Here is a 13,353-nt window from a genome sequence, read left to right as displayed (position 1 = left end):
ATGGGGGCTATAACAGGACCCTCACAGACCGGAATTTGCCACCGATGAAGCTCTCCAAGCGTTTGACCATCGCCGCCGCGGTCTTCGCCGTCGCGGCGCTCGCGGCATGGGGCGTGGCGTGGTGGATCGTCGCCGGCACCGTCGAGCGCGGCCTGCTCGCCTGGGCCGAGGCGCAACGCGCACAAGGCGCCACCGTGGAGTACAAGGACCTGACGGTGCGCGGCTTCCCGCTGCTGGTGCGCGCCACCGCCACCGACGCGCGGGTGGCGGTGCGCGGCCTGGACTGGCGCGGCCCGGCCATCGTCGCCGAGGCGCCGCTGTGGGACCCGGCGCGGGTCGACATCACCCTGCCCGGCGAACAGCGCCTGCGCGTCGCCCCCCATGTCGGCGCGCCGGTGGAACTGGCGGCGAAGAGCGGCGGCGCCGGCTACCTCATGATGTCCGGCACGGGCACGCCGCTGGAGGGCCGGCTGACCTTCCCCGGCGCCACGCTGGCGCCCGAGGTGCCCGGCAACCCGGTGTTCACCGCCGCCGGGCTGGAGGTGACGCTGACCCAACCGCCCGAGCCGCCGGCCGACCACCAGCAGACCGGCCTGGGCGCCACTCTGACGGTGAGCGACATGCAGCTGCCCGGCGCGCCGCCGGCCGGTCTGGGCAGCGTGGTGCATCGTCTGGCGGTGGTGCTGCGCGTGCAGGGCCGGCCGCCGCAGGTCCAGCCGGACAGCCTCGCGGCCTGGAGCCGCGACGGCGGCACGGTGGAGGTGGACCGGGCGGCGCTGGACTGGGGGCCGCTGAAAATGGTGGTCAACGGCACGCTGGCGCTGGACAAGGACTTGCAGCCCCTGGCGACGATGACGGCCGAGGTCCGCGGCGCGGCGCAGGTGCTGACGGCGTTGCAGGACCAGTTGAAGCCCAACGAGATGAACATCGCCCGCAGCGTCGTCGGCATGCTGGCCCGGCCGGACGAGGACGGCCAGCCGGTCATCAAGGCGCCGCTGACCATCCAGTACCGCGGCCTGTTCGTCGGCCCGCTGAAGGTGGCACCGGTGCCGACGATACGGTGGTGAACCCGCTGGTCGTCCTGATCGGCCACTTCGACTTCGAAGGCGGCTTCGGCGAGCACGCACGCGCCTTCGGCACCGCGCTGGCGAAACGCATGGAGGTCGTGGGATGTCCCTTCACCCCGAACGCCGCCGCAATGCGGAGGACAGCCGGCGACATCCTGACCCGGCATGCCGCCGGCCGGCCGGTGGTCAGCATCGCCATCGGAGCGCCGGACATGTGGGAAACCGGCAAGCTCTTCCCCGGCCCGCGGATCGGCTTCCTGGCCTGGGAGACCACCAGGATTCACGAGCACTGGCGCCCGATCCTGAACGGCGTGGACCGCATCTGGACTCCCACCGCCTGGGGTCGCGACGTGCTGGTGGAGAACGGCATTCCGGCCCCGGCGGTCGATATTGTGCCGGAAGGCGTGGACACCGGGCTGTTCCACCCGGCGGGCGACACCTTCACCGCGATATCGGCCGACCCGAGGGTCAAGTTCCTCACCGTCGGCAAGTTCGAAAACCGCAAATGCTCCATCGAACTCGTCGAGGCGTTCGCCGCCGAGTTCTCCGGCGATGAGGCGGTCCTGGTGCTGAGCTGCCGGCCGGACAACGAAAAGGACGAGCGCCTTCTCCAGCAGGTGTTGAGGGGGCGCGAGCGGCAGGTGCGCCGCGTCAACTGGGTCGCGAGCCGGGCGGAGATGGCCCGGCTGTACCGGAGCTGCGACGCCTTCGTGATGCCAACGCGCGGCGAGGGCTGGGGGCTTCCGATCACCGAGGCCATGGCCTCGGGCCTGCCGACCATCGTCACCGACTGGAGCGGCCCGACGGCCTACGCGCACCCCGGCAATGCTCTGCTGCTGGACCACACGCTCGTGCGCTGCCCGATCCCCCGCTTCGCCTTCGGCGACTGGGCGGAGCCGGACTTCGCCCACCTCCGCACGCTGATGCGGCGGGTTGTCGATGATTTCGAGTCCGTGCGGCCTCTGGGTACTGCGGCGGCCAGGGACATGGCGGAGCGGTTCACCTGGGACGCCGCCGCCGCGGTGGGCGCCGAGCGCATTGCAGCGCTGCTCGGCGGGTGAGGATCACGCCTGCTTGGCGTCGATGATGCCGCGGCGGATGGCGCGGGTCTTGGTGAAGGTTTCCTGCAGCGTGTCGCCCTCGCCCCAGCGGATGGCGCGCTGGAGGGCGGTCAGATCCTCGGTGAAGCGCTGGAGGATTTCCAGCACCGCCTCGCGGTTGTTGAGGAACACGTCGCGCCACATGATCGGGTCGGACGCGGCGATGCGCGTGAAGTCGCGGAAACCGCCGGCCGAGAACTTGATGACCTCGGACTTGGTGTCCTCCTCCAGGTCCGACGCGGTGCCGACGATGGTGTAGGCGATCAGGTGCGGCAGGTGCGAGGTGATGGCGAGCACGCGGTCGTGGTGCGCCGGTTCCATCACCTCCAGCTTCGAGCCGCAGCGCCGCCACAGCTCAGCGACCTTTTCGACGACCTCCTCCGGCACGCCGGGCGGCGGCGTCAGGATGCACCAGCGGCCCTGGAACAGCGTGGCGAAGCCGGCCTCCGGGCCGGAATACTCGGTGCCCGCCACCGGGTGGCCTGGGACGAGGTGCACGCCTTCCGGCAGGTGCGGGCCGACATCGCGCAGCACCGCCATCTTCACCGAGCCAACGTCGCTGACGATGGCGCCGGGCTTGAGGTGCGGGCCGATGCGCTCCGCCACCTCGGCGCAGGCGCCGACCGGCACGCACAGCATGACGAGATCGGCCCCCTCCACCGCAACGGCGAGGTCGGGCGTGGCGTGATCGAGAAAGCCCAGCTCCAGCGCCTTGGCGCAGACGGCCTCACTACGGTCGCTGCCGACCACGGTGTGCGCCAGCCCGTATTCCTTCACCGCGCGCGCCAGCGACGAGCCGATCAGCCCGATGCCGACGATGGCGATGCGGTCGAAGAGTGGGGCGGCGGTTGCGGTCATGGTGGTGAAACCCTCGGCGGAGACTATCCGGAAGGCGGTGGTTTTACCGCACCAGGGCGGCGGGGGGCCAAGGGAAAGTTTCTGGAGTGCCGCTGCCCTCTCCCTGCTTCGTAGAGGGAGAGGGCATAAGGCATCACCCCGCCAGAAACCCCTTCAGCGCATCCACCACCGCGCGCATCTCGGCTTCGGTGCCGATGGTGACGCGCAGGCAGTCCGGCAGGCCATAGCCGCCCATCTGGCGCACCAGGATGCTGCGGTCCTTGAGGAACAGGCGCGCCGCCTCGGCGTCGTCCTTGCCGGGGCGCTGGCCCTTGAAGGACACCAGCACGAAGTTGGCGATGCTCGGGTGCACGGTCAGCCCCAGCGCCTGCGCCTCGCCGACGAACCACGCCCGCCACGTCTCGTTGTGAGCGCGCGAGCGCTCCAGGAACTCCGCGTCCTCCAGCGCCGCCACACCGGCGGCCTGCGCCGCGCCCGACACGTTGAACGGCCCGCGCACGCGGTTCAGCACATCAGCGACGCCCGCCGACGAATAGGACCAGCCCAGACGCAGCGAACCCAGCGCGAAGATCTTGGAGAAGGTGCGCGTCACCACGACGTTGGCGTGCTTCTCCACCAGCTCGACGCCCGAGGAATAGTCGCCCTGCGTGGCGAACTCGGCGTAGGCCGCGTCGATGACCAGCAGCGTCGTCGGCGGCAGGCCGGCGTGCAGGCGGGCCAAATCCGCGCCGGTCAGGTACGTACCGGTCGGGTTGTTGGGATTGGCAACGAAGACGATCTTGGTGCGCGGCGTGACGTGCGCCAGCATGGCGTCCACGTCGGTCGTCAGATCGCGCTCCGGCGCCGCCACCGGCGTGGCGCCCACCGACTTGGCGGCGATCGGGTACATGAGGAAGCCGTGCTGGCTGTACAGCACCTCGTCGCCCGGCCCGGCGTAGGAGCGCACCAGCAAGCCGATCAGCTCGTCCGAGCCGGCGCCGCAGACGATGCGCCCGGAATCCAGGTTGAAGCGCTTGGCCAGCGCCTCGCGCAGCTGGTTCGAGCCGCCGTCGGGGTAGCGGTGGATGGTGCCGGCCAGCCGCGCGTAGGCCTCCATGGCCTTGGGGCTCGGCCCCAGGGCGCCTTCGTTGGAGGCGAGGCGGATCGTACCGGCGTGCTCGCCGCCGATATAGGGTGCGATGTCCATGATGCCCGGACGGGGCACCGGCGCGGTCGGCGTGGTCATGTCTCGAAACCCGCTTGGAAAAAGGAGCGTCAGGGAAGTCTCATCGGCACGGCATAGCCGCCAATGGTGTTGACCCGCGCCGGGATGTCGCCCAGGCGCTCGACCAGCGCCGACAGGCGCGGGTCCTGCGGGTCGACGAAGTCGGCGACCTCGACCAGATGCATCGAGACGCCGTTCGGCTCGCGCCCATGCCACGTGCAGAAGCCCACGGCCGGCAAACCGGCCGACTCCAGCGTCTCCTTCAGCCGGCCGCGGCTGAGATCGCGGCCCAATTCGATGCCCAGCAGCGTGCGGTCGTCGCCGGTCGGCTCGTGCGGGATCAGCGCGATGGCCAGCGCGTCGTGATCCTCGCCGCGGGCGTTGCCGCGGCCACCGAACGGCAGGCGCGCCACGACGCGCGGCGTCCGCCCGTCCGACGACACCAGGAAGCGCCACCAGGGGTCGCGGTCGTCCTCGGCCGGATAGGGGACGATGCCCACCGTCGCCGTGCCCTCCGACACCGCGCGCACGGCGGCGACGGGGGTGTTGACGGCGGTCATCGGCACGAAGCTGCCGTAATGGTCGCGCGCCACGTCCCAGAATCCGCGGCGGTCTTCCGGCGCGTAGACGGCGACGGCGAACGGGCCTTGCAGGCGGGTGAGCGCCGAGATCATCTCGCGCCACATGCGCACGATGACGGCGGCCGGGAACGATCCGGTGTGGCGCGCCATCAGGCGGCGCAGGATCACCGCCTCGCGGCCGGGGCGCAGGAACACGCCGCCGGCCCCCTTTGCGGCGCCGACGCGCTCGACCACCTGGGCACGCCGCATGAGCAGGTCATGCAGCTGGTTGTCGATCTGGTCGATCTCGCGGCGAAGGTCTTCCAGGGGGGCTTTCGAGGGCGGCATTTTGGCGGGGACCGTGTCTGGCGAAGGCGAATAGGTGTAGTCCGCGAAGCCGCTAAAATCAAAGAAAACGTTGACACCTTCGAGCGCCGGTCGGTACCTCTACGCTCCCGTTTTGGCACAGGCTTTTGCGTCCGCCATGTCCGCCCCCAAGCCCTCCGCGATCGGCCCCGTCGACACGGCATGCCTGCCCGGCAAGCGTGTCACGCTGGGCGTCGAGCGGCCGATGCGGCTCGACAGCGGTCTGGATCTCGGGCCGTTCACGGTGGCCTACCAGACCTACGGCACGCTCAACGACGACCGCTCCAACGCCATCCTGGTCTGCCACGCGCTGACCGGCGACCAGTACGTGGTCGAGCAGCACCCGGTCACGGCCAAGCCCGGCTGGTGGGAGATGATGATCGGCCCCGGCAAGCCGGTGGACACCGACCGCTATTTCGTCATCTGCTCCAACGTGATCGGCGGCTGCATGGGCTCGACCGGCCCGGCGGACATCGACCCGGCCACCGGCAAACCCTATGGCCTGCACTTCCCGGTCATCACCATCGGCGACATGGTGCGGGCGCAGAAGCTGCTGATCGACCACCTCGGCATCGAGCAGCTGTTCAGCGTCATCGGCGGCTCCATGGGCGGCATGCAGGTGCTGCAATGGGCGGTGTCGTACCCGGAGGCGGTGTACTCGGCCATCCCCATCGCCACGGCGGCGCGCCATTCGGCGCAGAACATCGCCTTCAACGAGGTGGGCCGGCAGGCCACCATGGCCGACCCGGACTGGTGCGGCGGCGACTACCTGACGCAGGGCAAGCGGCCGCAGCGCGGGCTGGCGGTGGCGCGCATGGCCGCGCACATCACCTACCTGTCGGAAACGGCGCTGCACCGCAAGTTCGGCCGCAACCTTCAGGACCGCTCCAACGTCACCTACGGGTTCGACGCGGATTTCCAGGTGGAAAGCTACCTGCGCTACCAGGGCATCAGCTTCGTCGAGAGGTTCGACGCCAACTCCTACCTCTACATCACGCGCGCCATGGATTACTTCGATCTGGCGGCGGACCACGGCGGCGTGCTGACCAACGCCTTCCGGCACAACGGCGCGCCGACGCCGGTGCGCTTCTGCCTGGTCAGCTTCTCCAGCGACTGGCTGTTCCCGACGCGCGAGTCGCGCGCCGTCGTGCACGCGCTGAACGCGGCGGCCGCGAACGTCAGCTTCGTCGAGGTGGAGACCGACAAGGGCCACGACGCCTTCCTGCTCGACGAGCCGGAATTCCATCAGGTCATCCGCGGCTTCCTGGAAGGCGGCGCCGAGCACCGCGGCCTGATGGCCCGCCGCCGCGCCCGCATCGCCTGAGGCAACACCGCATGACGATCCTCGACGAGCGCACCGCAGTGACCTCCCCCAGCCTTAACGGCACCGCCCGCCCGGCCAGCATCCGCACTGACCTGCGGCTGGTGGCGGAGATGGTGGAGCCCGGCTCGCGCCTGCTCGACATCGGCTGCGGCGACGGCGCGCTGCTCAACCACTTGACGCACACGAAGGACGTTGACGGCCGCGGCATCGAGCTGAGCATGGACGGCGTGCACCGCTGCGTGAAGCAGGGCCTGTCGGTGATCCAGGGCGACGCCGAAACCGACCTCAAGGACTACCCGGACGGCGCCTTCGACTATGTGGTGCTGGGCCAGACCTTGCAGGCCATGCGCCAGCCGCGCGCGGTGCTGGAGCAGCTCGTGCGCATCGGCCGGCGGGCCATCGTGTCGTTCCCGAACTTCGGCTACTGGCGCATCCGCGCGCAACTGCTGCTGCGGGGCCGCATGCCGGTCACCGACCGGCTCGGCTACCAGTGGTGGGAGACGCCGAACATCCACTTCTGCACCATCGCCGACTTCGTCGAGCTGTGCCGGCAGACCGGGGTGAGCATCGAGCGCACGATGATCCTCGACCGCGCCGACCGCGTCGTCGCGCATCGCCATGGCGGCCTCGCCAACCTGCTGGGCGAGCAGGCGGTTTTCCTCCTGAAGCGCAGGTAGCGGCACCGACGGGGTTCCGCAGGTGTTGTATGGGCCGAGCCCCGCACCAGAGGTCGCCCCATGCGCCCGCTTCGACTCGTTCTGCCGGCTTATGCCCTGCTCGCCGCGGGTGCCGCCGTCGCCCAACAGCCCCAGTCGCAACCCCTGACGATGCTGCCGCCGGACAACCGGACCGCGCCAGGACTGCCGCACGTCGCCCCGAGCGCACAGCGCCCGCTCACCGCCGCCGAGGCCCAGGCGCTGATCGGCAAGAGCGTGCACACGCGGGACGGCCAGTCGGCCGGCGAGATCCGCGACTTCACGCTGGCCGGGCCGGACGGCCGCATCGACCGCATCGTGCTGACGCAGGGCGGCTTCCTGGGCATCGGCGCCAGGGTCTACGCGGTGCCGGCGTCGGCGCTGCGGGTGGGGGCCGCCCAGACGGTTCCCGCCCCCGGCCAAGCCCGCCCCATGGAGGTCAGCATCGACCTGACCGGGCGCGACCTGGACGAAGCCCCGGACTTCGACTACGCCCCGGACACCCACACGCTGGTCGGGCGGCGATAGCGCATCACCCCTCTTCCACCTGCCGGATCAGATCGGCCAACAGCCGCTCGCCCTCGGGCCAGGGGCCGTGCCCGGAGTCGATGTTGATGTGGCCGTGCGCGCCCACGTCGATGAAATCCGTACCCCACAGCGCCGCGAACCCGCAGGCCCGCTCGATCGCGCAATAGCGGTCGTTGCGGCTGGCCATCACCACCGCCGGAAACGGCAGCGGATCGCCGGGCATCGGCGCGAAGACGCGCACCTCGGACGGCATGCCCTCCGCCTCGACGTCCGACGGCGCCACCAGCAAGGCCGCCGCCACCCGCTCCACCGAGCCCTCCCGCGCCCAGTGCGACACCAGAGCGCAGGCCAGACTGTGCGCCACCAGCACCACTGGAGCTTGCGCCGCCACGACGGCAGCCTCCAGCGCAGCGACCCAGGCGTCGCGCTGCGGGGTGTCCCAATCGGCCTGCTCGACCCGGCGGAATCCGGGGTTCTGCCGCTCGAACCGGCTCTGCCAATGCTCCGACCCGGACCCGCCGAGACCCGGCAGCACCAGCACGCTCGCCTTCGCCATCTCTTCCCTTTCTCCGCACAACCGAAACGGGTCGTTAACGATGCCCGATTAAAGTACCGCAAAATTGCGACTTAGGGAGCGAGGCCGTGGAACTCAGCGCGAAGACCGCCCAGCAAATTTGCGATCACATCTCCAAGGAACTGGAGGTGACCGTCTCCTTCATGGGCCAGGGCGGCGCCATCATCGCCTCTTCGGCCCGCGAGCGAGTCGGCAGCCCGCACGCCGTCGGCGCCGAGATCATGGCCGGCCGCGCGGACGAGCGCGCGGTCAGCAAGGACGAGGCGGCGCGCTCCACCGGCATGCGCGAGGGCTACAGCTGCGCCATCGACATCGACGGGCAGCGCGTGGGCAGCCTGGGCGTCGCCGCCCCGGTCGAGCAGGCCCGCCGCTACGCCCGCATCGCCCGGCACTGGGCCATCGCCATGATCCGCGCCGAGGTCGCCGAAACTCAGCGCAACCAACTGCTGCGCGAGCTGTCCGACCGGCTGGAGCGCGATGTCGGCACCGTCGTCGGCGAGGCGGCGGACGTCGCCCGCAAGCTCGATCAGGCAGTGGGCAGCGTGCGCGGCGCCACCGGCGACGTGCGCCGCCAGTCCGCCGACGCCGGCTCGGCGGCGCGTGCGCTGGAGAGTTCGGTGGACAACATCGCCGGCACCATCGAGCGCCTGACCGCCACCGCCGAGCGGATCGCCCAGGACACCGCCAAGGCCCGCGACATCAGCGCCGCCGCCACCACCGACTCGGAGCGGGCGACCACGGTGATGAACTCGCTGCGCGCCGCGGCCGAGCAGATCGCTAGCGTCGTCAAGCTGATCAACGCCATCGCCAGCCAGACCAACCTGCTGGCCCTGAACGCCACCATCGAGGCCGCCCGCGCCGGCGAGGCCGGACGCGGCTTCGCCGTGGTGGCGAACGAGGTGAAGGCGCTGTCCCGGCAGACCGCCGACGCCACCAAGCAGATCGCCGATCAGGTCGCCAACCTCCAGCGCGAGACGGCGGCGGTGGACGACGCGCTGTCGCGCATCCACGGCACCATCCAGTCGATCCAGGGCATCAACGAGACGGTGGCCTCGGCCATCGGCGAGCAGACCAACCTGACCGCCACGGTGTCGCGCGACCTCGGCCGCTCACGCGAGGACGCCGCCACGGCGGGCCGCAGCATCGCCGACGCCGAGCGCGCGGTGGCCGGGGTGACCGAGACAGTGGACTCTCTGGGATCGCTGGCGCAGGGCCTGACCAGCCGGGTCACCGGCCTGGGCGACCGGGTCGGCGAGGTGCTGCGCAAGATGCGGGGGTAACTACGCCCCTTCCAGCGTCGACAGATCGCCGTCCGGCAGGCCCAGTTCGCGGGTCTTCAGCAGGCGTCGCAGGATCTTGCCACTGCGGGTGTGCGGCAGCGCTGCCGCCACCGCGATCTCCTTGGGCGCCAGCGCCGGCCCCAGGCGGCGGCGGGCGTGCGCCATCAGCTCCGACGCCAGCGCGTCGCTCCAACCGAAGCCGGGCTTCAGCGCCACGAACGCCTTGACCGTCTCGCCGGCCAGCGGGTCGGGCTTGCCGATGACGCCCGCCTCGGCGACCGCCGGGTGTTCGAGCAGCACGCTCTCCACCTCGAACGGGCCGACGAGGTGGCCGGACGCCTTGACGACGTCGTCCGCCCGCGCGACGAAGCGGAACAGCCCATCGGCGTCGCGCCGCACCAGATCGCCGGTGCGGTACCAGCCCTCGGCGAAACAGGCGCTGGTGCGCGCTTCGTCGCCCAGATAGCCGCGGAACAGCGACGGCCAGGGCGGGCGCAACACCAGTTCGCCCACCCCTTCGGCGTCCGGCTGCCGCACGGCGGCCTCGATCCCCGGCAGCGGCAATCCCAGCGCGCCGGGCACCGCGTCACGGTTGGCGAGCACGATGGCGCCGGTCTCGGTCTGCCACCACGTGTCGTGGAAGGGCTGGCCCAGCACGGCGCGGCCCCATGTGACCGCTTCCGGGTTCAGCGGCTCGCCGACGCTGGCGAGGTGGCGCAGGCTGGTCAGATCGAAGCGGCGCGGCAGGGCATCGCCGGCTCGCATCAGCATGCGGATGGCGGTCGGCGTGCTGTACCAGACGGCGACGCGCTGCCGCTCGATCAGGCCGTACCAGCGCGCCGGGTCGAAGTCGCCCTCGTCCAGCACGACCGTCGCCCCGCAGGCGAGCGGCGCCAGCACGCCGTACACCGTCCCGGTCACCCAGCCCGGATCGGCCGTGCACCAGTAGACATCGCCGGCCCTCAGATCGAGCGCCAGCCGCGCCGAGGCTACCTGCGCCACGATGGCGTCGTGCGCGTGCAGTGCCCCCTTGGGCGCCCCGGTGGTGCCGCTGGTGAAGTGCAGCAGCGCCAGATCGTCGGGGCCGGTCGGCGTCACGGCGGCGTGCGGGTCGGCGGCGTTCAGCAGGCCGGCAAGGTCCCGCGTCCCCTCCGGCGGATCACCGCCGATGGTCAGCGCGTGCGGCACGTCCAGCGGCCCCTTGCGCCGCCACAGCGCGTCGGTGGTGACCAGCACCCGCGCCTTGCCCAGGGCCAGCCGCACCCGCAGCGGTTCCGGCCCGAAGGCGGCGTACAGCGGCGCCACCACGCAGCCGGCCTTCAGCGCCCCGAGGATGACAACGGCCAGATCCGGCACGCGCGGCAGCAGCGTGAACACCGTCTCCCCCGGCCGCACGCCGAGGCGGCGCAACGCGTCGGCGAAGCGGCTGGTCCGCTCGGCCAGTTCGGCGTAGGTGACGGCGCGCTCGCTGCCGTCGCGGCCGATCCAGCGCAGCGCCGTGCGCCCGCCCTCCCCCAGCGCCACGCGCCGGTCCACCGCCGCCCACCCCATGTTGAGCCCGGCGGGACCGGAGAGTTCGGCACGGATCGCGTCCCAGTCCATCCCCCGCCCTCACTTCACCAGCGAGACGTGCACCACGCCCGGATCGTCGGTGCTCATGCGGCGGGTGAAGCCCAGCGCCTCGCACAGGCGCAGCATGGCGCGGTTCTCCATCAGCACCTCGCCGAACACCTCGCGCAGGCCCTTGGCGCGGGCGTGGTCGAGGATGCGGCGCATCAGCACCGGCCCCAGCCCCAGGCCCGCCATGTCGTGCGCCAGCATGATGGCGAACTCGGCGCGCTCCAGATCGGCGTCGGCCGACAGGTGCACGGCGCCGTGCACCGCGGCAACACCCGGCGCGCCCACTTCCGCCACCACGAGGCCCATGTCGCGGTCGTAGTCGATCTGCGACATGCGGGCGGCCGTGGCGTGCGACAGCTCCGCCTTCGGCGCGAAGAAGCGCAGCCGCACCTCGTCGGCGGTCAGCCGGGCGAACAGCGCCTTCAGCGCCGGCTCGTCCTCCGGCAGCACCGGCCGGACCACGAACGCCCGCCCGTCCGGCAGCGGCAGCGGACGTTCCAGCTCGGTGGGATAGGGCCGGATCGCCATCGGCGTGCGCTCGACACCCGGCGGCAGCAAATCCACCACCGCACCTTCCGGGCCAAGCGTCAGCGCCGCCACCTCCTCGCGCTCCGCGACGAGCCGCCCAAGCCGCACGAGCATCGGCGCGGCATCCCCGTCCAGCACCTCGCCCGCCAGCGTCAGGTTGAGCGGCGGCAGCACCACCCTCCCGCCGACGCCGAGCACCGGCCCAAACAGCGGGTCCACGCTCATGGCGGCGTTCAGACCATCCCCGACCCCATAGGCTGCCAGCAGCGCCGCCGCCTCGTCCGCGCGCAACCGCGAGCGCCACTGCGCCCGCGCCGCGGCGATGACCGCCTGGGCCGCCGCGCGGTCGGGCGGCGGGCCGGCGGGCACGGAAGGCGGCGTCTGGGTCAGCAAGTCCTGGTTCCGGCGGTGCGCGGCCATGTGCAGGAAGGCGCGCGCCGCACGGTCCGGCGTGTCGAACACCGGCACGCGGTGGCTGGCCAGCGCGCCGGCCGCCCGTTCGGCGTCGCGCTCGCCGAGCCAGCTCGTCAGCACCGGCAGACGGATCGTCGGCATGGCCTCGGCCACCGCCCGCGCCACGTCGCCGGCCGCCACCAGCGCCGTCGGCGCGTGCAGCAACAGCACGGCGTCCGCCGTCGCCTCCCCCTGCACGTCGCGCAACGCCGCGGCGCAGGCCGGACCGTCCGCTCCCTCGCCCAGGTCGCGCGGCGCCCCGGCCAGCCGCCCACCCCCGGCGAGCACCGCGTCGGCCGCCAGCCGCCCGATGCCGCGGCCGTTGCCGATAATCGCCAGCCGGTCGCCCCGCACCGGCACGCCGACCGCCAAAGCCTCCAGCGCGTCGAACAGCTCGTCCAGCGCGTGCACGCGCAGCACACCGGCGCGGCGGAGCGCCGCATCGAACACCGCGTCGGGCGTTCCATCCCCCATCCGCCCGCCGCTGCGCAGCACGATCACCGGCTTGACCCGCGACACCGCGCGCGCCGCCGACAGGAAACGCCGCGCCCCCCCGGCATCCTTGGTGGTGACCTCGTCCATCACCAGCAGCACCGCCTGGCACTCGCGCTCCAGCGCCAGATAGTTCAGCACCTCGCCGAAGCCGACGTCCGCCATCTCGCCCAGCGCCGCCACATGCGAGAAGCCGACGTCGCGGCGCAGCGCCCAGTCCAGCACGGCGCCGGCCAGCGTCCCGGACTGCGCCACCAGCGCCACCCGGCCGGCCTGCGGGGCGCGGTGGAACGCCCCGGCGGCGAAGCGGCGCACCGGGACGGAAACCCCCAGGCTGGCCGGGCCGAGCACGCGGATGCCGTTGTCCCGGGCCGCCTGCCGCACGGCGTCGCGCACCGCCGCGTCCGGCGCGTGGTCGCCCGCCAGCACGGCGGCCTTGACGCCGCGCCGCCCGGCCTCGGCGATGAGGTCCGGCAGGCGGGCAGGCGGCGCGGCGACGACGATCAGGTCGGGGACGGAGGCGAGGCCGCCGGGCGCGTCCGCGCGAGCCACCGGCATTCCGGCGGCGGAGAGGTGGCGGGCCAGCGTGCGGGCAAGCGGCGTCTCCTCCTCGGCGACGAGCGCCACGCTGCGGGGATGGAACACCGCTTCCAGTTCGCGCACGGTCATGCTCGCCTCCCCGGTCGTGTGGCTTTCAGCGGCGG

Annotated in this window: 12 protein-coding genes; 6 read left to right on the top strand and 6 right to left on the bottom strand. The window is 72.0% G+C overall.

Features of this window, described 5'->3' with window-relative positions; translation table 11 throughout:
* Positions 1 to 44: 44 nt before the first annotated feature.
* Positions 45 to 1,067 carry a DUF2125 domain-containing protein gene (locus ACSVDD_RS24300; protein WP_448191995.1) on the top strand — a complete coding sequence of 341 codons (1,023 nt, stop codon included), beginning with the start codon at positions 45 to 47 and terminating at the stop codon, positions 1,065 to 1,067.
* Positions 1,064 to 2,128, top strand: coding sequence for a glycosyltransferase family 4 protein (locus tag ACSVDD_RS24295; protein ID WP_448191994.1), 1,065 nt, complete (start codon positions 1,064 to 1,066; stop codon positions 2,126 to 2,128). Before ACSVDD_RS24300 ends, ACSVDD_RS24295 begins: the two co-directional genes overlap by 4 nt.
* Before the next feature lie 3 nt (positions 2,129 to 2,131).
* On the opposite strand, the gene ACSVDD_RS24290 is transcribed toward ACSVDD_RS24295, so the two are convergent.
* The 3 genes from ACSVDD_RS24290 to pheA form a co-directional block, all read right to left on the bottom strand.
* The gene (locus ACSVDD_RS24290; RefSeq protein ID WP_448191993.1) at positions 2,132 to 3,025 is read right to left on the bottom strand and encodes a prephenate/arogenate dehydrogenase family protein; all 894 of its coding nucleotides are present in this window, start codon (positions 3,023 to 3,025) and stop codon (positions 2,132 to 2,134) included.
* Between the two features lie 133 nt (positions 3,026 to 3,158).
* Positions 3,159 to 4,250 (bottom strand): histidinol-phosphate transaminase, encoded by a 1,092-nt coding sequence (gene hisC / locus ACSVDD_RS24285; protein WP_448191992.1) that lies wholly within the window; start codon positions 4,248 to 4,250, stop codon positions 3,159 to 3,161.
* A gap of 29 nt (positions 4,251 to 4,279) precedes the next feature.
* The gene (gene pheA, locus ACSVDD_RS24280) at positions 4,280 to 5,137 is read right to left on the bottom strand and encodes a chorismate mutase (RefSeq protein WP_448191991.1); all 858 of its coding nucleotides are present in this window, start codon (positions 5,135 to 5,137) and stop codon (positions 4,280 to 4,282) included.
* A 136-nt stretch (positions 5,138 to 5,273) separates the two neighbouring features.
* Between pheA and metX the strand changes: the two genes are divergently transcribed.
* Genes metX through ACSVDD_RS24265 form a run of 3 tightly spaced genes read left to right on the top strand, consistent with a single transcriptional unit; the run spans position 5,274 to position 7,702 of the window.
* The gene (metX, locus tag ACSVDD_RS24275) at positions 5,274 to 6,479 is read left to right on the top strand and encodes a homoserine O-acetyltransferase MetX (RefSeq protein WP_448191990.1); all 1,206 of its coding nucleotides are present in this window, start codon (positions 5,274 to 5,276) and stop codon (positions 6,477 to 6,479) included.
* A gap of 11 nt (positions 6,480 to 6,490) precedes the next feature.
* Positions 6,491 to 7,156: a methionine biosynthesis protein MetW gene (metW, locus tag ACSVDD_RS24270; RefSeq protein WP_448191989.1), complete on the top strand. Its 666-nt coding sequence runs from the start codon at positions 6,491 to 6,493 to the stop codon at positions 7,154 to 7,156.
* Between the two features lie 60 nt (positions 7,157 to 7,216).
* Positions 7,217 to 7,702, top strand: a complete 486-nt coding sequence (locus ACSVDD_RS24265) for a PRC-barrel domain-containing protein (RefSeq protein ID WP_448191988.1) — start codon at positions 7,217 to 7,219, stop codon at positions 7,700 to 7,702.
* Positions 7,703 to 7,706: 4 nt separating this feature from the next.
* Here ACSVDD_RS24265 and ACSVDD_RS24260 read toward each other — a convergent pair whose 3' ends face one another.
* Positions 7,707 to 8,258 carry an RBBP9/YdeN family alpha/beta hydrolase gene (locus ACSVDD_RS24260; RefSeq protein WP_448191987.1) on the bottom strand — a complete coding sequence of 184 codons (552 nt, stop codon included), beginning with the start codon at positions 8,256 to 8,258 and terminating at the stop codon, positions 7,707 to 7,709.
* A gap of 86 nt (positions 8,259 to 8,344) precedes the next feature.
* On the opposite strand from ACSVDD_RS24260, the gene ACSVDD_RS24255 reads away from it, so the two are divergent.
* Positions 8,345 to 9,556, top strand: coding sequence for a methyl-accepting chemotaxis protein (locus tag ACSVDD_RS24255; RefSeq protein WP_448191986.1), 1,212 nt, complete (start codon positions 8,345 to 8,347; stop codon positions 9,554 to 9,556).
* On the opposite strand, the gene ACSVDD_RS24250 is transcribed toward ACSVDD_RS24255, so the two are convergent.
* Both ACSVDD_RS24250 and ACSVDD_RS24245 read right to left on the bottom strand, forming a co-directional pair.
* On the bottom strand, positions 9,557 to 11,158 hold the full coding sequence (locus ACSVDD_RS24250; RefSeq protein ID WP_448191985.1) for an AMP-binding protein: 1,602 nt from the start codon (positions 11,156 to 11,158) through the stop codon (positions 9,557 to 9,559). It lies immediately after the preceding gene.
* Positions 11,159 to 11,167: 9 nt separating this feature from the next.
* Positions 11,168 to 13,318, bottom strand: coding sequence for a bifunctional acetate--CoA ligase family protein/GNAT family N-acetyltransferase (locus ACSVDD_RS24245; RefSeq protein ID WP_448191984.1), 2,151 nt, complete (start codon positions 13,316 to 13,318; stop codon positions 11,168 to 11,170).
* Between the last annotated feature and the right edge of the window lie 35 nt (positions 13,319 to 13,353).

The sequence above is a fragment of the Azospirillum terrae genome, from assembly GCF_053470425.1.
The sequence above is the reverse complement of the archived record's forward strand: the minus strand, read 5'-3'. Positions and strand labels throughout refer to the sequence as shown.